Below are 20969 nucleotides of genomic sequence, written 5' to 3'. Positions count from 1 at the left end.
CCCCGGGGATCGACAACGGGCCGCCGGCTGACGGCCCGCGCCCATTATTGCCGCATACCCGTGCCTCTGACCAGCAACCAGTAGCTCACGCTGTAGAGCGCCACGGTAAAGATAGCCATGATGATCAGGGCAGTCGCGATTGGAATATCGGACACCCCGAGAATGCCGTATCGGAACGCGTTGACCATATGCAGAATCGGGTTGACCTGCGACACCGCATGCCAGAACGGCGGCAACAGGTTGATCGAGTAGAATACCCCACCCAGATAGGTCAGCGGCGTCAGCACGAAGGTCGGCACGATCGAGATATCGTCGAAGGTCCGGGCGAATACCGCGTTGATAAAGCCGCCGAGCGAAAACACCAGCGAGGTAAAGAAGACCACCACAATGGTCAGCCAAACGTGCTCAACACGCAGCTTGGTGAAGAACAGTGACGTCAGCGTTACGATCAGCCCGACGGCCAGCCCGCGGGCAACACCGCCAAAGGTGTAGCCAAGCAGGATCACATGCGGCGACACCGGAGCCACCATCAGCTCCTCAATGGAGCGCTGAAACTTGGTACTGAAGAAACTCGAGACCACGTTGGAATAGCTGTTGGTAATCACCGACATCATGATCAGGCCCGGTACGATGTAATCGATATAACGGAACCCGCCCATCTCGCCAATGCGACTGCCGATCAGGTGACCAAAGATGACGAAATACAGCGTCATGGTGATCGCCGGCGGGAGCAATGTCTGCGCCCATATCCGGGTAAAGCGGCGAATCTCCTTGGTCAGGATGGTCGTGAATGCCACCCAGCCCTGTTGCCAGTACTGCATGCTCAGGCCCCCTTCTTCTCGGCGTTTTCATCCACCAGCGTAAGAAACAACTCCTCCAGCCGGTTACTTTTGTTGCGCATGCTCACCACCTCGATTCCGGACTCTGTGAGCGCTGCAAACAACGCATTCAGACCTTGCGCCTTGTCCACCTGCACCTCAAGCGTGTGCTCGTCAACGAGTCGCGCCGCGTAACCTGCCAGTGCCGGCGCGTCGGTCAGGGTCTGGCGCGTATCGAGCAGGAAGGTTTCGACATGCAGCTCTTTCAGCAGCGCACGCATGCTGGTGTTATGAATGATCCGGCCCTCATCGATAATCGCGATGTGGCGGCACAGCTGCTCAGCCTCTTCCAGATAGTGCGTGGTCAGCACAATGGTGATGCCTTGGGCATTGATCTCCTGAAGGAACTGCCACATCGAGCGGCGAATTTCGATATCCACGCCGGCGGTGGGCTCATCCAGAATCAACAGTTTGGGCTCGTGGATCAGCGCGCGGGCAATCATCAGCCGACGCTTCATGCCACCGGACAGCATGCGAGAGGGTACGTCGCGTTTTTCCCACAACCCAAGTCGCTTGAGATAATGCTCGGCGCGCTCACGTGCGCGGGCCAGCGGGATGCCGTAATAGCCGGCCTGGCTGACCAGAATGTCGATTACCTTCTCGAACTGACTGAAGTTGAACTCCTGCGGCACCACCCCGATGCAGCGCTTGGCTGCAAGCAGCTCGCGATCAATGTCATGCCCGAAGATGCTGACTTCGCCTGCCGACTTGTTGACCAGAGAAGACAGAATGCCGATCGTCGTCGACTTGCCTGCCCCGTTGGGCCCCAGCAGAGCAAAAAAGTCGCCCTCGCGCACCTCCAGATCGATGCCCTTGAGAGCGCGCATTCCGGTGGCATAGGTCTTCTCAAGCCCCCGGATACGTATAGCTGCAGTCATGCCTTGCCTCACGCTTGGAAGTGGAGGGCTAACTATGGGGGCAGATACGCAGGAATCAAGTCCAACTGCTGGCACCTCGAGGAATTCGCACCCAAATTGCGAATACAGATACCGCTGTGCGGAATAAGCGGCTTACAATTTTGCTACAAATGCAGCCATGCGGTTGATTGTTACGATCTGCGGGACAACGTATTCTCGCCGCAGAACAACAAACGCCGGAGACAACACATGGCCCAAACGCCAGACACCGCGGCTGACACGCAAGACGTCAGTCATCGCATTACCCCCGCCTATCGACGCTACGCGTTGTTGATTCTGGTCCTGGCCTACACGTCCAGCCACGTCGACCGCAACATCGTCGGTATCCTGATCGAACCCTTGAAGGCCGACCTGTTGCTGTCGGACACCCAGCTGGGCTTCCTGTCCGGCATCGCCTTTGCCCTGTTCTACGCAACCCTGGGTATTCCGATCGCGATCTTTGCCGACCGCTCCAACCGCCGCAACATTATTGCCTGGTCCATTGCCATCTGGAGTGCCATGACTGCGGTGTGCGGTCTTGCGCAGAACTTCTGGCAACTGGCCATCGCCCGCATTGGCGTCGGCATCGGTGAAGCCGGCTCGAGTCCGCCGTCGCACTCGATGATTGCCGACCTCTATCCGAAGGAGCAACGCTCCAGCGCCATGTCGATCTATGCCCTGGGCGTCTACCTCGGGATTATGATTGGCTTTATCGTCGGTGGTTTTGTCGCTGAATGGTGGGGCTGGCGTGCTGCCTTCTTCGTGGTTGGTCTGCCCGGCATCCTGATCGCCCTGCTGGTGCGTTTCACCATGATCGAGCCGCCGCGCGGCTTCGCGGATGGCGTCAAGCCGCCGCCGATGGGCAAGGTCAATATCAAGGCCGGTTTTGCCGTATTGTGGCGCGTGCGCACCACGCGCCACGTGGTTCTGGGGGTTACCCTGACGGCACTGGTCGGTTACGGCACCATCGTCTGGAACCCGGCGTTCCTGATTCGCAGCCACGGCCTGACTCCCGGCCAGGTAGGTCTGTTCCTTGGTCCGCTGATGGGCGTTGTTGGCGGCCTGGGCGCCTGGATTGGCGGCATGCTGGCAGACAAACTGGCAGCACGCGACGCCAGCTGGAACGCATGGATTGTCGGCCTGGCCAAACTGCTGGCGATTCCCTTCATCATTGCCTTTTATATGGTAGACAGCACCTTCTGGGCGCTGGTTGTGTATTGCCCGGCGGTGTTCCTTGGTGCCTTCTATCTCGGCCCCAGCTTCGCCATGATCCAGAGCCTGACCCCGCTGCGCAGTCGCGCCCTGGCCTCGGCCATCATGCTGCTGGTACTGAATCTGGTCGGCCTGGGCCTGGGCCCGCAACTGATCGGTATTGTCAGTGACCTGGTCAGCGGCCCGTTCGGCTCCGACAGCCTGCGCTATGCCCTGATCGGCGCGGCATTCGTCAACATCTGGGCCTGCGCGCACTACTATCTCGCCGGCCGCACTATCCGTCAGGACCTCGACACCGTCGACGGCTGACGCCTCCGTTACGGGCGCCTTATGGCGCCCGTAATACCCTGTCACTGCTCCACTCCCGCCCCTCCCACCCAAACCGGCTATGCTGAAAGGGTGCTGAATAACGATATTTCTCCGCAGTATCACCACACATCGCCCGGCACCGAGCGCGTCATCACCTGCGTCCGCCGGGGATCGAAGGTCGAACGGAATTTTTCAGCACATCCTCTGGTCTGCAGAGATGTACCGAAAAGGAGTGCGTATTATGATGACCCTGCTTTGGCTGATCGGCCTGCTACTGTGTATCGCCGGCCTGGCCTACATCCGAACGAGCCTGCTCAATGCCACCATCGGCGTAGCAGCCTATCTCGCCGTAATGACGCTACTCGGCTCCACCCACTGGCTGCTTGATCTGCTGTTGTGGGCTGTATTCCTTGGCATTGCCGTACCGCTCAACCTGCCGGACTGGCGTCGCCAGAGTATCAGCGCGCCCTTGCTCGGCTGGTTCCGCAAGGTACTGCCGCCGTTATCGGACACCGAACAGCAAGCCCTGGATGCCGGCACCGTCTGGTGGGACGGCGAGCTGTTCAGCGGTCGCCCTGACTGGGGCAAGCTGCACAACTTCCCGACCCCGCGCCTGACCGAAGAGGAGCAGGCATTTCTTGATGGCCCGGTTGAACAGCTGTGCCAAATGACCAACGAGTGGCAAGTCACTACCGAATTACAGGACCTGCCACCGAACGTCTGGCAATTCATCAAGGACAACGGCTTCTTTGGCCTGATCATCCCCAAGGAGTACGGCGGCAAGGGCTTCTCGGCCTTCGCCCACTCCCAGATCGCGATGAAACTGGCCAGCCGCAGCGGCGATCTGGGCTCGACAGTCATGGTGCCCAACTCGCTCGGCCCTGCCGAGCTGCTGATGCACTACGGCACCGAGGAACAGAAAGAGCACTACCTGCCCCGTCTGGCCCGTGGCGAAGAGGTCCCCTGCTTTGCCCTGACTGCGCCTGAAGCCGGGTCCGATGCCGGAGCCATGCCCGACAAGGGCATTATCTGCAAGGGCCAGTGGAACGGCGAGGAAGTCATCGGCCTGCGCGTTACCTGGGAGAAGCGCTATATCACCCTAGGCCCCGTGGCAACGGTGCTGGGCCTGGCCTTCAAGGCCTATGACCCGGATCACCTGCTCGGCGACGAAGAGTCGCTTGGCATCACCCTTGCGCTGATTCCCACCAACACCGAGGGTGTCAACATCGGGCGACGCCACTTCCCGCTCAATGCTGCCTTTATGAACGGTCCCAACTCGGGCACAGACGTATTCATCCCCATGGATTACCTGATCGGTGGGCAGGAACGCATCGGTCAGGGCTGGATGATGTTGATGAACTGTCTGTCGGTCGGGCGCTCTATCTCGCTGCCGGCCGGCAGCATTGGCGCTGCCAAGATGGCCAGCATGACCACCGGCGCCTATGCCCGCATCCGCCAGCAGTTCAATCTGCCCATCGGGGAGTTTGAAGGCATTCAGGAAGCGCTGGCCCGAATCGGCGGCAACACCTATGTTATGGATGCCGCGCGCACCATGACCGCCGGCGCCGTCGATCTGGGCGAAAAGCCCTCGGTGCTGTCCGCAGTGGTCAAGTACCACCTTACCGAGCGCATGCGCCAGTGCATCAACGATGCCATGGACGTGCACGGCGGCAAGGGCATCTGCATGGGCCCGCGAAATTACCTCGGCCGCGCCTATCAGTCCGTGCCGATCTCGATCACCGTCGAGGGCGCCAACATTCTGACCCGCAACATGATGATCTTCGGCCAGGGCGCCATTCGCTGCCATCCTTATGTCCTGCGGGAAATGCAGGCCGCCGCACTGGACGATCACAACGAGGCCCTGACCCACTTTGATCGACTGCTGTTCGAGCACATTGGCTTCTCGCTCAGCAATGCGTCCGCCAGCCTGCTGCTGGGCGTGACCGGTGGACGTCTGGCCGGCGTGCCGGACTACCCGCAAACCCGCCGTTACTACCAGCAGCTTTCACGTCTGGCGGCTGCTTTTGCCACGCTGACAGACTGCACCATGCTGATGCTGGGCGGTGAGCTGAAACGCCGTGAGCGACTCTCCGCACGCCTGGGCGATATCATGAGCAATCTTTATCTTGCCAGCGCGACCCTCAAGCACTTCGACGACCAGGGGCGCCAGGAGGAGGATCTGCCCTTCGTACAGTGGGGACTGGAAGACCTCCTGCATCGGATCGAAACCAGCCTGCACGAGGTGCTGCGCAACTTCCCGAACCGATCGATGGGCTGCCTGCTTCGCACCATTATCTTCCCGCTCGGTCGCAGGCTTGATCCGCCGAGTGACCGGATCGGCGCCGAAATAGCCCGCCGCCTGATGCGCCCGGGCGCCTCACGTGATCGGCTGATTGCCGGCTGCTATCAGAGCGCGGATCCAAACGACGTAACCGGCCTGCTCAACAGCGCGCTGAGCAAGGTCATCCTCGCCGATCCTATCGAAGCACGCCTGCACAAGGCCCTGCGCTCGGGCGAGCTTGACCATGACAGCGATGCCGATACGCTGGCAGTTGCAGCCGAAAGCGGCGTGATCAGCCCGGAGGAAGCCGAACTGGTGCGCGAGGCTCGTGCTGCGCGCCTGGCGGTGATTACCGTCGATGATTTTTCGAAGGAAGAAATGACTCCGCATAAACCCGCTCGCCGCAAGGCTGGCAAAACCGAAAGCACCTAGCGCGACAGGTGGCCGGCCACAGCGCCGGCCACCCTCTGCGCGCGCCGCGCGGTGTGGCTCGCAACCTGATAGACTCCCCGCCATTGCGCTATCAGGAGTCCTCCATGAACAACACACTCGGCTATCACGACTATCACCTGGCTCTGTTGCAGAGCCTGTACGACACCATCCGCGCCCAGTCGGCACTGCTTGAACAGCTACCCGAAGAAAGCAACGAACTGTTTATGGAGCGTTTCAATGAGCTGCTGAACCAGCTCCAACAGGGCAATCACGATGATATGTATCTGGGCCAGGATATCCTCTGCCAGATTATCGCCCGCTACCCACAGATCGCCCACCTGATTCCCCGCGACCTGCTCTGGTACTTTGGCGGCGACTGCCTGCACTTCATGCCTGACGAAGAAATCGCCCAATATCAGTTGCTGGATGAACACCGCGCCGAAGCGGAAGCCCGCGGCGAACCCTTCGACTGGGAGCAGGCCCGCCAGTTGCTGCAGGCGCGCTGAGGCGATTACCGGCCTTGCCCCGTTGAGGCAAGGTCGGCCCTGCCGCCCTGCCCTTACTGCGCGCCCGAATTTCGGGCACAAAAAAACCGCCTCAAGGACGGTTTATTTGTTGAATCTGGAGCGGGAAACGAGACTCGAACTCGCGAGGCTACCCGCCCAGCAGCTACCCGCCCAGCCCGACCTCGGCAAGGTCGCGTTCTACCAACTGAGCCATTCCTTTTGCGCCCGAATTTCGGGCACAAAATAACCGTCTCAAGGACGGTTTTTTTGCTGAATCTGGAGCGGGAAACGAGACTCGAACTCGCGAGGCTACCCGCCCAGCCCCGACCTCGGCAAGGTCGCGCTCTACCAACTGAGCCATTCCTTTTGCGCCCGAATTTCGGGCACAAAAAAAACCGTCTCAAGGACGGTTTTTTTGCTGAATCTGGAGCGGGAAACGAGACTCGAACTCGCGACCCCGACCTTGGCAAGGTCGTGCTCTACCAACTGAGCTATTCCCGCAAATCTGACGCCGAAAATGGCGTCCCCTAGGGGACTCGAACCCCTGTTACCGCCGTGAAAGGGCGGTGTCCTAGGCCACTAGACGAAGGGGACGTATCCGGACTTCTCTATGCCGAGTATTACCTCTGGCTACCTGCAACGTGTTGTTCGCTGCAAGTGGCGCGCATTTTATGCGTCACCCGCGACCTCGTCAACAACTAATATTAAGCATCTTCAACAAAACCCGAATCGCGTACGGGCACAAAAAAACCGCCTCAAGGACGGTTTATTTGTTGAATCTGGAGCGGGAAACGAGACTCGAACTCGCGACCCCGACCTTGGCAAGGTCGTGCTCTACCAACTGAGCTATTCCCGCAAATCTGACGCCGAAAGTGGCGTCCCCTAGGGGACTCGAACCCCTGTTACCGCCGTGAAAGGGCGGTGTCCTAGGCCACTAGACGAAGGGGACGTATCCGGACTTCTCTATGCCGAGTATTACCTCTGGCTACCTGCTGCGTGATGTTCGCTGCAAGTGGCGCGCATTTTATGCACCGCCCGAAACACCGTCAACCCCTCAAGCTGATATTTTTTCAGGTTTTTTTGCTGCGCACAGCAGGCTAGCAACAACTCGCATCGACCATGCACGGCAGCCTGCGCAGCTCACACCCGCACGCCCAAACCGGGAAAAAAGCTTGTCCGACCGATTTCTGTCGGCCATGATGCGAAAGTGACATTGATCTGCAGTGAAACCAGGTCAGTATCGACACCGGTTATCGTTAAAGCTCCGACTTAAAAAGAGAGACAAGAGCGTGTCCCCATTACTCATTGGCGGTCTGCTGGCGGGAGGGTTGGTCATTCTCGTCTGCGTGGGATTCATAAGCCACAGCCTCGAGCGTAACAGGCTGGAGCGCGCTCGCCAGGTCGCGGAACTGAATGCGCGCATCAAACTCAGCCGGCAGGCCATGGCCAGCGTCCCCGGCCAGTTCATGCCGCCAGAACTCGCAAAGGTAATTCTGGAGATTGAGACGGCCCTGCTGGAGCGGCTTTGTCGTATCGGCAAATCTGCCGATGCTGCCCAGCGTCTGGAACAAACCCGGGCAACCATTGCTGAAGGTAAGCTGCCGAGCAACCCCGTTGCCGAGCTGGACAGTGAAGCCAAGGGCAAGGAAGCACGGCTGCAGCTGGAAAACCTGTTCAAGCAGTTGCAGCTGGCAGAACAGGACCGGCTAATCGACAACGCCACCTTCAAGCAGGCGGGCGGTCAGGTGCGCCGGTTCCTGATCAGTGCCACACTGGATACCTTCAATGCAACCGCCAAGCTGGGCATGCAGCAAGGCAAACCGCGAGTGGCCAAGTTGCAATACGAGCGCGCCATCGCCTTTATTACTCGGCTGAATAACCCGGGGCTGGCGAAACATCTGGAGCAGTACAAGCGCCTGCTGCAACGTGCAGAAGCAGCGGTGGTAGAACAGAACCGGGCCGATGAAGGTCAACCCAGTGAACTGACCGCCGGCCTCGCCGAGCTGGAATCGGAAGACGCCGGCTGGCAAAAGAAAGCCGTCTACGACGACTGACGCAGCGGGCAGACGCCCGCGCTGCCTGCACGTTCAGCGAAAGCGGCCAATATCCTGGGATTCTCCCCTGTGAACCACACTCGCTCGGCGCCAAAGCGCGCCGAAGTACTGACCCAACAATACCGGAGCCCTGACATGGCCTTGACTCTCTATGGCGCCATCTTGTCCCCCTTTGTGCGCAAGGTGCGCATCCTGCTGGCGGAACATCAGATCCCCTACGAGCACACGTTCATTCCGCCCCGCGGCCAGCCGGACTGGTACTACGACATCAGTCCACTCGGGCGCATACCAGCGATTGTTGATGGCGACGTCAAGCTGGCGGACTCTGCGGTCATAGCCCAGTATCTGCAGGACAGCCGCGGCGGCCCTTCGCTCTACGGCAGCACGCCGGAAGAAGCCGCCCGCGTTCGCTGGCTGGAGAAATATGCCGACTATGAGCTGGCAGCGCACTGTACCTTTGGTGTGTTCTTTCCCCGCATCGTCGCTTGCAGCGTCGGAGAGCCCGCCGATGAAGCCAGGGTGCAGGCATCGCTGAACGAGCACCTGCCGCCGCTGTTCGACTACCTGGAGCGTGAACTCGGAGAACGGCGTTTCTTTCTCGGCGACCAGTTTAGCATGGCCGATATCGCTGTCGTCTGTCAGTTGATCAACATGGCCCACGCTGGCGAGCTGATAGACGAAGCACGCTGGCCCGGACTGGCCTCACTGCTGAGCCGCGTCACCGCACGCGAGAGCGTCTCGGCCCTGCTTCCGGCCGAGCATCAACTGGTCGCCAAGCTCAGCGGTCGCATGTAACGCTGATTCCCCGCGTCAGTTGCCGAGCAACTGACGCCCCACCCAGGAACGGGCAAACTGATAGGCGCAGCGGCCATTGCGATTGCCCCGCCCCGTCGCCCAGCGCAGGGCCTCAAGCTGCAGCTGCTCGTCCCATTGCCACTGCAATCCGTACTCGCCAGCCAACTGACCCAGCCATTTTTGCACCACCGCCAGGTAATGTTCCTGACTGAAGGGGTAAAAGGAAACCCAAAGACCGAAACGGTCCGACAGCGCGATCTTTTCCTCGATCGCTTCGCCCGGATGAATCTCTCCATCAACCTGTCTGGCGGACAGATTGTCACTGTTGTGCTCGGGCAGCAGATGGCGCCGGTTGCTGGTGGCATAGAGCAGGATATTTTCCGGGCTGGCTTCGACGGTACCGTCCAGGACCGTCTTCAGCGCCTTGTAGCCACTGTCATCCGCCTCAAAAGCAAGATCGTCACAGAACAGCACGAAGCGCCAGGGCTGACCGGCAAGTAGCGGCAGGAGCGCAGACAAATGCACCAAATCGGCCTTGTCTACTTCAATCAGACGCATCCCGGCTTGCGCGTACTCACTGAGCAGCGCCCGGACCAGTGAAGACTTGCCCGTGCCGCGCGCCCCCCAGAGCAGCGCATTATTGGCCGGCAGGCCGCGAACAAACTGGCCGGTATTGCTCTCCAGCAACTGCTTTTGGCGATCAACACCCACCAGATCGTCCAGCCGCAAACTGAGACTGACCTGCAGCGGACGCAGTTGGCACAGCTGCCCTTCCATGCTCCAGCGCGCGGCGAAGGTACTGCTCCAGTCAACCGCAGAGGGCGTTGCCGGCAAGGTGCGCTCGAAGCGATCGATGAAGTCCGCGACACGCTGCATGAACTGCTCGCTACTCATGCCCGACATGGGTTTCTCCTTTGGCCGTCAAACGTGCAAGAATGCCACGCCAGCGTCACTGTCACCACTACCGCTATAAAGGGCCATCACCCACCCGACAATTGCGCTAAGCTCAGCAAAGGACGCCACTGGAATCGACGCCCATTTATGGATATCCGCTTCACCAACCGACTGTCGTTCAAGCAGGCGCGCCTCAGCGTCCTCGCCGCCTTTATTCTCGGAACTCTGCTTAGTCTGATACAGGTGGTTGTCGACTATCGCTCTGAGGACGCACTGATCGACCAGGAAGTCCAAGCCCAGATCAACGTCAGTCTCAGCCCCGCCGCACGCATTGCCTACAACATTGATGCCGAGCTGGCGCTGGAGCTGGTCAACGGTCTGCTGGAGGCGCCTGAAGTCGTTCGTGCAGAGATTATCGACAACAACGGCATTGCCCTGGCCAGCGTCAGCCGTCCAATGGCAAACAGCGGCTATCGAGCCGTCAGCGACGCCCTGTTCGGTCGCCGCCGTGATTACTCCCAGCCCCTGTACGTCGACCATGCCCCCAGTGAGCTGCTGGGCCATCTGGTCATCGAAGTCGACACGTTCTACCAGGGGGCGAGCTTCCTGCGCCGCGCAGGACTCACGATGCTTTCCGGCTTCGTACTCAGCCTGGTGCTGTCGCTGATCCTCATGGTGCTGTTCTATGCCATGCTGACCAAGCCGCTTGTGCATCTGATCAATGACCTGCTGAACATGAAAACCGAGGGCGAGCGTAGCCGCCTGCCCTGTCCTGATGGTCACGAGCGTGACGAGATTGGCGCGCTGGTCGAGGTGATTAACCGTCAGTTGCAGAGCATCGATGTCAACCTGCGCCAGAAGCTGCGCGCCGAGGAGCGGCTGCGCAAGTATCTTGAGGAGCTGGAAAGCATCGTGGAATCACGCACCACCGAACTCCAGCACACCAATGCGCAGTTGCGCGAATCCAACCGGGAGCTGGAGGCCTCCCGCGAGGCAGCACTGGATATGGCACGCGCGCGCTCGGCCTTCCTTGCCAACATGAGCCATGAAATCCGCACACCGATCAACGGCCTGTTGGGAATGATCGGCCTGACCCTGGATAGCCCGCTCAACGAGGAGCAGCGCCAGCAGCTGTCTATCGCCTACGACTCGGGCAAGGTGCTGGTTGCGTTGCTCAATGACATCCTCGACCTGTCCAAGTTCGAGGCCGGCAAGCTGCAGCTGGAACAGATTCCCTTCGACCTCGGCGCTCTGCTTGAGGAAACGGCCAGCCTGCTTTCCCAGAACGCCGGCAAGCAGGACCTCGAACTGATCTGCGAAATCGACCCCAACCTGCCCGGACTGCTGCTTGGCGACCCGACACGCATCCGTCAGATCATCAGCAACCTGCTCTCCAATGCCCTGAAGTTCACCGAGCAGGGCCATGTCGCTCTGCGTCTGACGCTGGAGCGCAGCGACGGCGAGCAACGGCATGTCTGCATCAGCGTCAGCGACACCGGCATCGGTATTCCAGCGCAGGCAATCAACGAGATATTCTCGCCCTTCACCCAGGCCGACGCTCAGATTTCCAGGCGGTTCGGTGGCACAGGCCTCGGCCTGACCCTGTGCAAGAGCCTGACAGACGCGATGCACGGCGAACTCAGTGTCGAGTCGACACCGGGGCGCGGCAGCACCTTCAGCGTACGACTGCCACTGCTGCGCCATGAGCAGGCACCGCGCTACAAACGGCCACAGCCTTGCAGCGTACTGATCTGGAATCAGCGCGGCCACCTTCAGGGCGCCACACTGCAGCGCCTGCTGGAAAGCTGGCAGATGCGCTGCAAGCGTATCGACTACGAGCCAAGCGACAACTTCGCAGGGGACCTGCCGGCCGCCAGCTGCTGGCTGATCGACAGTCCACAGCTGGCCGAGCGGCTACGGGACATCAGGCCGGATATTCCTCGCCTGCTCATCTGCAGCTACAGCCAGCAACTGGATCAGACGCGGGCCGAGGCCTGCCACGTTCGCCAGCAGGTCGCCACGCCGCCGGCGAGACATCGTCTGGCGCTTGCCATCGATGGCCTGTTCGAGGCTCAGCCTCGCAGCGAAAAAAGCAGCACCGAGCAGCAGATGGGCAACGGCCAGAGACTGCTGCTGGTTGAGGACAACGCTGTCAATCAGATGGTGGCCAAGGGCATGCTCAGCCGCCTGGGGTTCGAGGTGGACTTGGCCGAGCACGGCGAAATCGCACTCGGCAAACTGGCAGAACAGGATTACGCACTGGTATTGATGGACTGCAACATGCCGGTAATGGACGGCTACGAAACCAGCCGACGCATGCGCGCCGACCCGCGCTGGCAGCACCTGCCCATCGTTGCGCTCACCGCCAATGCGCTGCATGAGGACCGCCAGCGCTGCAAGGATGCAGGCATGGACGACTACCTGGCAAAACCCTTCAAGCGCGAAGATCTGCAGGCGGTACTGCAGCGCTGGCTGACACCGACAGACCAGGTTACTCCTGCAGCTCGCCAAGCAACTGATCCAGGCCCCGGCGCAGGGTCATGACCTGCTCGGCGCTCATGCCCGTGCTGCACATCAGCGCCCGAGGTACTTCACCGGCCTGCTCGCGCAGACGCTCGCCAGCCTCAGTGAGGCTGACCTGAAGCTGACGCTCATCGCCTCCCCTGACTCGCTCGCGTCGAACCAGACCCTGCGCCTCCAGGCGCTTGAGCAGCGGCGTCAGGGTCCCGGAGTCAAGCTGCAACCGCTCCCCCAGCGCCTTGACACCGGGATGCGCGGGCGGCTGCCGTTGCCACTCCCACAGCACCAGCATGACCAGATACTGCGGATAGGTCAGCCCCAGCGGCTCCAGCAAGGGACGATAGGTCCGCATCAGGGCCCGCGAAGCGGCATACAGAGCAAAGCAGAGCTGGTTATCCAGTGCCAGCAGATCGTCCAGCTCATCAGGGTTACGCGCTGCACTCACGACAACAACGCCTCGATATCCGCACGCAGCTCATCGGGCGCAGTGGTCGGCGCATAGCGCTTGACCACCGTGCCCTGGCCATCAACCAGAAACTTGGTGAAGTTCCATTTTATGCCCTTGCTGCCCAGCAGGCCCGGAGCCTGCCTTTTCAGTTCGACAAACAGCGGATGGGCGTTACTGCCATTGACCTCGACCTTTTTAAACAGCGGGAAGCTGACACCGTAATTGAGCTCGCAGAACTGGCTGATTTCATCGCTGCTGCCGGGCTCCTGGGCGCCAAACTGATTGCACGGGAAGCCGGCGACCCGCAAACCGCGATCCCGATAGTCCTGCCACAACGCTTCAAGGCCCTTGTACTGGGGGGTAAAACCGCACTTGCTGGCGGTATTGACTACCAGGTAGGCCTTGCCGCCCAGCTCTGCCAGGGAAGAGTCGCGGTTGTCGATTGTGGTGCAGGGTATGTCCAGCAACTTGCTCATGATGGCTTCCTTGAAAAACAGGACTGAAATGGAATGTTCACCCGCCAGCCTAGCCACAAATAACTTTATGTCAACAAAATTGCACACAACTAATCATGCTTCGCGCGGCTCCAACCGCAGGCAAACCGAGTTGATGCAGTAGCGCAGCCCGGTCGGCGGCGGACCGTCCGGAAACACGTGCCCCAGGTGCGCATCGCACTGGGCGCAGGTCACCTCGATACGGTGCATGCCATGACTGAAGTCCTCGTGTTCCTCTACAACCTCAGGACGTACCGGTTGGTAATAGCTCGGCCAGCCGCAGCCAGCATCAAACTGGGTATCGGTGTCAAACAGTGCGGCATCGCAGCAGATGCAGTGATATACCCCGGGGGTGGTATTGCGGTAGTAGGCACCGGTAAACGGGCGTTCGGTTCCCTTCAGGCGACAGACCTGGAACTGCGACTCGGACAACTGCTCGCGCCACTCGGATTCACTCTTGCTGATCTTGTTCATGAATTCACTCCGGATAACCGTAATCGGGCTTTCACACTCGCCCACGCAAGACGTATGATGAGCGCTTTACGCGCGCTCAGGGAAGTCTCCAATCGCCTCCCCGACACATCCCACCCAGCCCTGGATCGACAAGGTAAGCATCATGCAGGTTAGCAAGTCCAACAAATTGGCCAATGTCTGCTACGACATTCGCGGGCCCGTTCTGCGGCACGCCAAGCGCCTCGAGGAAGAAGGTCACCGCATTCTCAAGTTGAACATTGGCAACCCTGCACCCTTCGGTTTCGAGGCGCCGGAGGAAATCCTCCAGGACGTCATCCTCAACCTGCCAACCGCCCAGGGCTACAGCGACTCGCGCGGCCTGTTCTCGGCACGCAAGGCGGTGATGCATTACACCCAGACCAAGAACATTCCGGGTGTCGGCATCGAGGATATCTACCTTGGCAACGGCGTCTCCGAGCTGATCGTGATGTCCATGCAGGGCCTGCTGAACAACGGCGATGAAGTGTTGATCCCGGCCCCGGACTATCCGCTGTGGACCGCTTCGGTCAGCCTCTCCGGCGGCAAGCCTGTGCATTACCTGTGCGACGAACAGTCAGACTGGTATCCGGACATTGAGGACATCCGCAGCAAGATTACTCCCAATACCCGAGCCATGGTCGTCATCAACCCGAACAACCCGACCGGCGCGGTGTACCCACGCGAAGTGCTTGAGCAACTGGCCCAGGTCGCCCGCGAGCACAACCTGATCCTGTTTGCCGACGAGATCTACGACAAGATCCTGTACGACGGCGCTGTCCACGAATCACTGGCGGCAGTCGCCCCCGATGTGCTTTGCCTGACGTTCAACGGTCTGTCCAAGTCCTACCGGGTTGCCGGCTTCCGTTCCGGCTGGATGGTTATCAGCGGTCCCAAGCAGCACGCCACCAGCTATCTGGAAGGCCTGGAAATCCTGGCATCGATGCGTCTGTGCGCCAACGTGCCGGCTCAGCACGCGATCCAGACGGCTCTCGGCGGCTACCAGAGCATCAATGACCTGATTCTGCCCGGCGGCCGCCTGCTGGAACAGCGTGACACCGCCTGGGAACTGCTCAACGAGATTCCCGGCGTCAGCTGCACCAAGCCCAAGGGCGCGCTGTATCTGTTCCCGCGCCTGGACCCCAAGGTCTACCCGATCCATAACGACGAGAAGTTCGTGCTCGACCTGCTGCTGCAGGAAAAGATTCTGATCGTCCAGGGTACCGCCTTCAATTGGCCATGGCCTGACCACTTCCGCATCGTCTCTCTGCCGCGCAAGGACGATCTGGAAATGGCGATTGGCCGCATCGGCAACTTCCTCAAGAGCTACCGGCAGTAAGCCCCGTGGCAGCGGACCTTCATATTGAGGACTTCCACCAGGATGTCGCGCGCATCCTGGTGGCGCTGTACAACCGTTTTCCGCAACCGGGCAGCCTGTTTGTCGTTGATCTGATCGGCGAACATGAACCCGATGCATTTGGCGTTCCCGCACCACGACACATGGCCTGTTTCAGCACCATGCTGTGGCTCGCCCAGGAAGGGTTCCTGCGCTACACCGACACTATCCGCCAGGAAGCGATTGATCAGTGCTGCCTGACCGAACGCGCCTTCACCCTGCTCTCTGCACCTGACCCGCAACGTTTGCAGGCAGACCTGCCAGCCAGTGTCGCACGCCAGCGAGCTACCCTTGCCCAACGCCTGCGCGATGCCCTGCGCAGCGGCTCTGGCAACGAAATCTTCGACGCCGTTCAGCAGTGCTTTCGCCGTCAATCGTGACCCATCGCAGCGGAACCCGCTCAAGACACGTTTTGTCATAGAGTCGTCGTTGAAAGACACGGGCTTTCGCCCAATATAAGCCCCATGTAAATCGCCCAAGCCTTGAGCAGGCGTCTGCAACACCCAGTTTTCATTCGATAGGATTAGATACCCCCATGATGCGAATACTGTTGTTTCTGGCTACCAACGTAGCAGTGATTCTGGTTGCCAGTGTCACCTTGAGCCTGCTGGGCGTTGGCAGCGTCCACGATGGTCAGGGTGGCATGAACCTGCAGTCGCTGCTGATCTTCTGTGCCGTATTCGGTTTTGCCGGCTCCTTCGTTTCGCTGTTCCTGTCCAAGTGGATGGCCAAGCGCAGCACCGGTGCCCGCGTGATCGAACAGCCACAAACCCAGCAGGAGCGCTGGCTGGTAAGCACCGTTGAAGAACTGGCGCGCACCGCCGGCATCGGCATGCCGGAAGTGGCAATCTTCCCGTCCCGCGCGCCAAACGCGTTTGCCACCGGCTGGAACAAGAACGCGTCGCTGGTTGCCGTGTCTGAAGGCATGCTGCAGCGTTTCAGCCCAGCCGAAGTGAAAGCGGTTATGGCACACGAGATCGGTCACGTAGCCAACGGTGACATGGTCACCCTGTCGCTGATCCAGGGCGTGGTAAACACCTTCGTCATGTTCTTTGCCCGCATCATCGGCAACTTCGTTGATCGCGCGGTATTCAAGAACGAAAGTGACGGCCCCGGCATCGGCTATTTCATCGCAACCATCTTTGCCGAGCTGGTACTGGGCATCCTCGCCAGCATCATCGTCATGTGGTTCTCCCGTCAGCGTGAGTTCCGCGCCGATGCCGCCGGGGCCCAGCTGGCCGGTGCCGGTGCCATGATCGCAGCGCTGGAGCATCTGAAAGCCGAGCAAGGGATTCCGGTTGAGCTGCCCGGCGAGATGACCGCCTTCGGTATCAACGGCGGTCTGAAAAATGGTCTGGCCGGTCTGCTGATGAGTCATCCGCCGCTGGATGAGCGCATCGCTGCGCTGCGCGCCGGTAACTACCGCTAAATCGTCAGACGGCTAAAAGAAAGGGATCGGGTGCTTCACCTGATCCCTTTTTTTGTTTCAAACCTCCACCCTGTCTGGCGCCATTAAGGCAACGACAATCCCGCTCAGGGATCACCCAGAAGCGTCTCGAAGTCAGGGTCATTTTCTGTCTTGCAAGCCGCACGCTGCGAAGCAACGTTCGCTTCATCAGCCGCCAGCCGGGCCAAAAACGCCTCGTCGATTCGGGTCGCTGGAACCGCCAGTGCCGATGCCGAATAGCTGCCGGAAAAACCGCTCAGCGACACACCCGTCAATCCCTTCAGCGCACTCAGCGTAGGCCCCAGGCTCCCCCCGGAACAATGAAAAGTTCCAGCAGTACAACTGCACTCCGCACCCACGCGGTACGACCCGATCCGGGACTTGGCCGGCAATCTGAGCAGTGATTCGGGCAGGTCGCCATCCAGCCTGGAGCCAGGCTTGTAGGCGCCATAGACAACTGCCCTGACGTCGACACCAAACGGGTTGGACAAATGCCACCTGACCGGACTGTAGGAGCTCAGGACCAGCGCGACCGGCCCTTGTGTGTGCTCCAGGTTCAGCACGATGGACATATCCTGTGCGCTGCTCTCATAGACACCGGCGTAATACAGGGTCACATCTGCAGGTAGCGCCTCGCCCAGGCGTGCGCGAATCTCACTGGCCTCGAGATAGGTCTGCTCGCTGCTGATGTCCACGTTGAACTCGGTGGTATGCCAGTTGTTGACGTACTCGACCTCCAGCTTGTGCACACCCGGCTCAAAGCGATACAGCACCGACTGATCGGAGCCGCCCTCATAGAGCACCCGACCATCAATCAGAACGCGTGACTTGGCCCAGCTCTGACTGACCGAAATCCGCTTTACGGTCGGCTCCTCAAACATGAGGTTGCCGACCCAGTAGCCACCGAAGTCGCCCGATTCGATGCCATGGAAGTCATCCCGAATATAGTTGATCGCGATGTTATCCACGGTCTCTGTAGCAATCACCTGCTGCGGTTGCCTGGTATTGATATAAAAAGCCTGAAACCGCCCGGTAGGGATGTCTCCAGAGGGATTCAGGCGCGCTCCCCAGGTAGTAGCCGCAGACACAAGATCGCCTGCGGACTTGATGATCCGGGCGGACTCTTGGCGGCCAGCGGCCGACATCGCGCCGCGCCGCCGCTCCTGTTGATAGGCCGCATCCGCCTTGCTGCAATCAAGCTGATAACCATACTGCGGCAATCGGCTCTGGTAGCTGCATTGCTCGAGATACGCGCCAAACTGGCCCTGATAGGCGTCTGCCCCTTCGCTCAGCCCTGTCGGGTAAAGTCCGCTGCGCTGGTGCACCGCTTCAAGGTGCTGAAGAACATCACGCGACACCAGCCCCCTGTTGCGCCGCTGATTTGCCTCCGGGCCGAACTCCAGGCGGTAGCTTTCTATTCGCGCTGCTCGCTCCGTCAAGGCATCGGTAGCCGCAGCGGTGTGCAGATACTGATCCTCGATCCGATCGAAGGCCTGAAGTGCAAGCGCAAGCTCACCCCGATCCCAGTCCTGAATAGCATGGTTGAGCAGCGTGCGGGCCTCCTCCTCCGAATTGGAGCAGGCGGACAACAGCGGCGGTAACAAGACTGCCAACAGCCATTTTTTCATAGTGCCATTCCTTAGCGTGTACCCACCGCCTGTGAGCTGATGAGCCTGATGATGCGCAACCGCGTGAGGCAGCGGCTGCCAGATTGCTGTTCACAACACCGACGCGGCCCCGCTGCCAGCAGCCTACGCCAGCGCAACGGCCATGTCATGCGCCGCGAGACGTCACTTCCAGCCTTGCAGCCACCTGGCGTCGTCCTTCAGCTCACGCCAGTCAATCTGAGCCTGACGCTTGGAAAGGACCGCCTCGATCTCGCAGCCAATTACCTGCCCTTCCTCATCGACCTCAACGTCGGTAATCATGAAATGCTTTTCCCGGTTGACCGGCGCAACCGCCGTCCACTTGCTGTGGAGAAGCTTCTTCGGATTTATCCTGTTCACGTTTCATACCTCATTGACTGACGCTGCGGATAGGGCAGGCCCGGAACCGGCTAAAGCGAGTTTAACGCGCAGCCTGCCAGCCCTTGGGTCAGGGAACCAGAAAAAAATCATGAACGGCGTTGTAGACATACATCTCGCTGAACCGACCGTCGTGTTGCTGGCGTACCGCAGCAAGCACTTTGACAATCTGCGTAATTTCACGCTCGAACACAAACGGCGAGTACAGGCCGACCAGCAGAATGCCCGCGCCGCTCGCCTCGTATATATCGGTGATGGAGGCCTTGGCGTACTTCTTCTCCACGACCGCGACCACCTCCTCGGCAAAGTTTTCATCCGGGTTGACGGTCATCCCGCGTCCGGCCGGGATGTACTCCACATCATCGGCGGCAAAGCTGGTCAGGCTCCGGGCAAAATCAGCACCGATAAAGGCATCGGTAATCTCGATCCAGCAGGGTGAGCCGTCAAGGACAACGATAGCGTCCGGCGGATCGGGATAGTCGAGAATCTCCAGACTGCGCCCGCTCCCTTCGAGATAACGCTTGAAGGAGCGCAGCACACTCTGCTCGTGGGCCTTTTTGATATCGCGTCTGTTCATTACCACCCTTCAGGATAAACAACGACGTCGGCAGCACGATGGCGCCAGCAGCATCGCTGACCGCAGCCCGGACGCGCCCTATCTTGCCTTACTCCGCCTTCCAGTTCACCGGATAGAGCATTTCCTCACGATACCCGCTGAGTACCCGACGCAAGCCGCTCAGTTCACTGTCGAGCGAGCTGTCACCGGTATCGACCAGAAAGGGGCGTCCGGCAAGGCTGCGCAGCTTGGTTTTGGTAGCGACCACCAGCAGGTTATCGAGCCCGACAGCGCGGATGATCCGCGGTGACAACTGCTGGTTGCCGCGCCCGAGAATATGGCCCTGACCACCGATGGCGGTGACCAGAATGCGCCAGTCGCCGCCCTGCTCGACCAACTCCCAGAGCTGCTGCTCGGTCGCATCACGCAGGATCACCTCACCGTCGCGCAATACATCGACGCCAAGCAGAGTACCTTCGAGCCCCATGGCCTCCAGCAGGCCCAGCATGGTTGAGCCGGGGCCGAGGATCCAGCCTGTGCCATCTTCCTGCGCTTCCTGCAGTCCGGCTGCGATATCGTCCAGTACCAGGGTTTCCACTTCCCGGCCGCCCTGCTTGACCTGCTGGACGAAACGCCCCTCCTCAGGCACCGATAGCTCACCATAATGCCGGGTACGCACCTGACCGTTGCGAAATGCCTGCTCGTCGATGTCGCGCACATCCGCTTCACGCAGCCGCACCAGCTCGCCCTGCACCAGCAGCGCGACCAGCTCACCGGCAGCGCGCGGATTGACCGCATACACGCCGGAATGAATCTTGACCCCGGCCGGAATACCCAGCACCAGCTGACGCCCGTCGAGCTGGTTGCATATGTTGCGTGCAGTACCGTCGCCGCCGGCAAACAGCAGCAGGTCCACACCCAGCTCGCTCATCTGCCGGGCAATGGTTTCAGTGTCTTTAGCGGATGTTTCCGGTGGGCAAGACAGCGCCCCGACCACCTCGCAGTCAAAGCCCATATCAGTCAACAAATCGGCGCCCATCACCCCAGGGGCAGCCAACAGCCGGATGCGATCACGCAGCGGCAGCAGCGACTCCAGCGCCTGCCTTACCCGGCTGTGCGCCTGCGGTTCAACGCCCATTGCCAACGCCTGCTCGGCTACGCCATCGGAGCCCTTGAGCGCCGCACGACCGCCCACCCCCGCCAGCGGGTTGATAATCAACCCCAGACGAAAACGGGTGTTGTGATGTTCTGCTATCGGGTTTTCCATGTCACAAATCCGTCATGGCAATGCCATATCCTGCGTTCAGCTGCCAATGCGGCTGAACCTGACTGATAACG

At 60.2% G+C, this 20969-nt stretch carries 20 protein-coding genes and 5 tRNA genes; 10 read left to right on the top strand and 15 right to left on the bottom strand.

What is annotated here, in order from left to right:
- Window positions 1-44: 44 nt before the first annotated feature.
- A complete protein-coding gene (locus O5O48_RS12475) occupies window positions 45-821 on the bottom strand; it encodes an ABC transporter permease (RefSeq protein ID WP_088273950.1) in 777 nt (258 codons plus the stop codon).
- Window positions 822-823: 2 nt separating this feature from the next.
- Complete coding sequence (locus O5O48_RS12470) at window positions 824-1756, bottom strand: ABC transporter ATP-binding protein (RefSeq protein WP_088273949.1); 933 nt, start codon at window positions 1754-1756, stop codon at window positions 824-826.
- 228 nt (window positions 1757-1984) lie between these two features.
- On the opposite strand from O5O48_RS12470, the gene O5O48_RS12465 reads away from it, so the two are divergent.
- The 3 genes from O5O48_RS12465 (at window position 1985) to O5O48_RS12455 (ending at window position 6514) form a co-directional block, all read left to right on the top strand.
- Window positions 1985-3295: a spinster family MFS transporter gene (locus O5O48_RS12465; protein ID WP_228246594.1), complete on the top strand. Its 1311-nt coding sequence runs from the start codon at window positions 1985-1987 to the stop codon at window positions 3293-3295.
- A 244-nt stretch (window positions 3296-3539) separates the two neighbouring features.
- Window positions 3540-6008, top strand: a complete 2469-nt coding sequence (locus O5O48_RS12460; protein WP_269688699.1) for an acyl-CoA dehydrogenase — start codon at window positions 3540-3542, stop codon at window positions 6006-6008.
- 104 nt (window positions 6009-6112) lie between these two features.
- Entirely contained in the window at window positions 6113-6514 is a 402-nt protein-coding gene (locus O5O48_RS12455) for a PA2817 family protein (RefSeq protein WP_233049817.1), read from the top strand.
- Window positions 6515-6791: 277 nt separating this feature from the next.
- On the opposite strand, the gene O5O48_RS12450 is transcribed toward O5O48_RS12455, so the two are convergent.
- The 5 genes from O5O48_RS12450 to O5O48_RS12430 form a co-directional block, all read right to left on the bottom strand.
- Window positions 6792-6886 (bottom strand) — tRNA-Gly (locus O5O48_RS12450).
- A 53-nt stretch (window positions 6887-6939) separates the two neighbouring features.
- Window positions 6940-7015 (bottom strand) — tRNA-Gly (locus tag O5O48_RS12445).
- A 17-nt stretch (window positions 7016-7032) separates the two neighbouring features.
- A tRNA-Glu gene (locus tag O5O48_RS12440) sits at window positions 7033-7108 on the bottom strand.
- Window positions 7109-7294: 186 nt separating this feature from the next.
- Window positions 7295-7370 (bottom strand) — tRNA-Gly (locus tag O5O48_RS12435).
- Window positions 7371-7387: 17 nt separating this feature from the next.
- A tRNA-Glu gene (locus tag O5O48_RS12430) sits at window positions 7388-7463 on the bottom strand.
- A gap of 16 nt (window positions 7464-7479) precedes the next feature.
- Here O5O48_RS12430 and O5O48_RS12425 point away from each other — a divergent pair.
- The 3 genes from O5O48_RS12425 to O5O48_RS12415 all read left to right on the top strand — a co-directional run bounded on the left by O5O48_RS12425 (window position 7480) and on the right by O5O48_RS12415 (window position 9363).
- Window positions 7480-7725, top strand: coding sequence for a hypothetical protein (locus O5O48_RS12425; RefSeq protein ID WP_269687166.1), 246 nt, complete (start codon window positions 7480-7482; stop codon window positions 7723-7725).
- 78 nt (window positions 7726-7803) lie between these two features.
- Window positions 7804-8568 (top strand): hypothetical protein, encoded by a 765-nt coding sequence (locus O5O48_RS12420; RefSeq protein WP_269687165.1) that lies wholly within the window; start codon window positions 7804-7806, stop codon window positions 8566-8568.
- A 135-nt stretch (window positions 8569-8703) separates the two neighbouring features.
- A complete protein-coding gene (locus O5O48_RS12415) occupies window positions 8704-9363 on the top strand; it encodes a glutathione S-transferase family protein (protein WP_269687164.1) in 660 nt (219 codons plus the stop codon).
- A 15-nt stretch (window positions 9364-9378) separates the two neighbouring features.
- Here the strand turns inward: O5O48_RS12415 and O5O48_RS12410 are convergent, their stop codons facing one another.
- Window positions 9379-10257, bottom strand: a complete 879-nt coding sequence (locus O5O48_RS12410; RefSeq protein WP_269688698.1) for an ATP-binding protein — start codon at window positions 10255-10257, stop codon at window positions 9379-9381.
- A gap of 147 nt (window positions 10258-10404) precedes the next feature.
- Here O5O48_RS12410 and O5O48_RS12405 point away from each other — a divergent pair, with 147 nt between their 5' ends.
- On the top strand, window positions 10405-12801 hold the full coding sequence (locus O5O48_RS12405; protein WP_269687163.1) for an ATP-binding protein: 2397 nt from the start codon (window positions 10405-10407) through the stop codon (window positions 12799-12801).
- Here O5O48_RS12405 and O5O48_RS12400 read toward each other — a convergent pair.
- The 3 genes from O5O48_RS12400 to msrB all read right to left on the bottom strand — a co-directional run bounded on the left by O5O48_RS12400 (window position 12749) and on the right by msrB (window position 14193).
- Entirely contained in the window at window positions 12749-13222 is a 474-nt protein-coding gene (locus O5O48_RS12400; RefSeq protein WP_228247421.1) for a MarR family winged helix-turn-helix transcriptional regulator, read from the bottom strand. The genes O5O48_RS12405 and O5O48_RS12400 overlap by 53 nt on opposite strands.
- Window positions 13219-13701, bottom strand: coding sequence for a glutathione peroxidase (locus O5O48_RS12395; RefSeq protein WP_172409681.1), 483 nt, complete (start codon window positions 13699-13701; stop codon window positions 13219-13221). The genes O5O48_RS12400 and O5O48_RS12395 overlap by 4 nt, the downstream gene beginning before the upstream one ends.
- Window positions 13702-13794: 93 nt before the next feature.
- Complete coding sequence (gene msrB, locus O5O48_RS12390; RefSeq protein ID WP_269687162.1) at window positions 13795-14193, bottom strand: peptide-methionine (R)-S-oxide reductase MsrB; 399 nt, start codon at window positions 14191-14193, stop codon at window positions 13795-13797.
- 142 nt (window positions 14194-14335) lie between these two features.
- Between msrB and O5O48_RS12385 the strand changes: the two genes are divergently transcribed.
- From O5O48_RS12385 to htpX, 3 genes are all read left to right on the top strand, one after another.
- Complete coding sequence (locus tag O5O48_RS12385) at window positions 14336-15547, top strand: pyridoxal phosphate-dependent aminotransferase (protein ID WP_269687161.1); 1212 nt, start codon at window positions 14336-14338, stop codon at window positions 15545-15547.
- A 5-nt stretch (window positions 15548-15552) separates the two neighbouring features.
- Window positions 15553-15984 carry a hypothetical protein gene (locus O5O48_RS12380; protein ID WP_228247419.1) on the top strand — a complete coding sequence of 144 codons (432 nt, stop codon included), beginning with the start codon at window positions 15553-15555 and terminating at the stop codon, window positions 15982-15984.
- A gap of 155 nt (window positions 15985-16139) precedes the next feature.
- The gene (gene htpX / locus O5O48_RS12375) at window positions 16140-17033 is read left to right on the top strand and encodes a protease HtpX (RefSeq protein WP_088278052.1); all 894 of its coding nucleotides are present in this window, start codon (window positions 16140-16142) and stop codon (window positions 17031-17033) included.
- Between the two features lie 104 nt (window positions 17034-17137).
- Here htpX and O5O48_RS12370 read toward each other — a convergent pair whose 3' ends face one another.
- The 4 genes from O5O48_RS12370 to O5O48_RS12355 all read right to left on the bottom strand — a co-directional run bounded on the left by O5O48_RS12370 (window position 17138) and on the right by O5O48_RS12355 (window position 20898).
- Entirely contained in the window at window positions 17138-18679 is a 1542-nt protein-coding gene (locus tag O5O48_RS12370) for a hypothetical protein (protein ID WP_088273887.1), read from the bottom strand.
- A gap of 162 nt (window positions 18680-18841) precedes the next feature.
- Window positions 18842-19057, bottom strand: coding sequence for a TIGR02450 family Trp-rich protein (locus O5O48_RS12365; RefSeq protein WP_088273886.1), 216 nt, complete (start codon window positions 19055-19057; stop codon window positions 18842-18844).
- Window positions 19058-19145: 88 nt separating this feature from the next.
- Window positions 19146-19652, bottom strand: a complete 507-nt coding sequence (locus O5O48_RS12360; protein ID WP_233049824.1) for a hypothetical protein — start codon at window positions 19650-19652, stop codon at window positions 19146-19148.
- Window positions 19653-19740: 88 nt separating this feature from the next.
- Window positions 19741-20898 (bottom strand): ATP-NAD kinase family protein, encoded by a 1158-nt coding sequence (locus O5O48_RS12355; protein WP_269687160.1) that lies wholly within the window; start codon window positions 20896-20898, stop codon window positions 19741-19743.
- Window positions 20899-20969: the final 71 nt, after the last annotated feature.

This window comes from Halopseudomonas sp. MFKK-1 (assembly GCF_027474385.1).
In the GTDB taxonomy this organism is placed as follows: Bacteria; Pseudomonadota; Gammaproteobacteria; order Pseudomonadales; family Pseudomonadaceae; genus Halopseudomonas; species Halopseudomonas aestusnigri.
The sequence above is the reverse complement of the archived record's forward strand: the minus strand, read 5'-3'. Positions and strand labels throughout refer to the sequence as shown.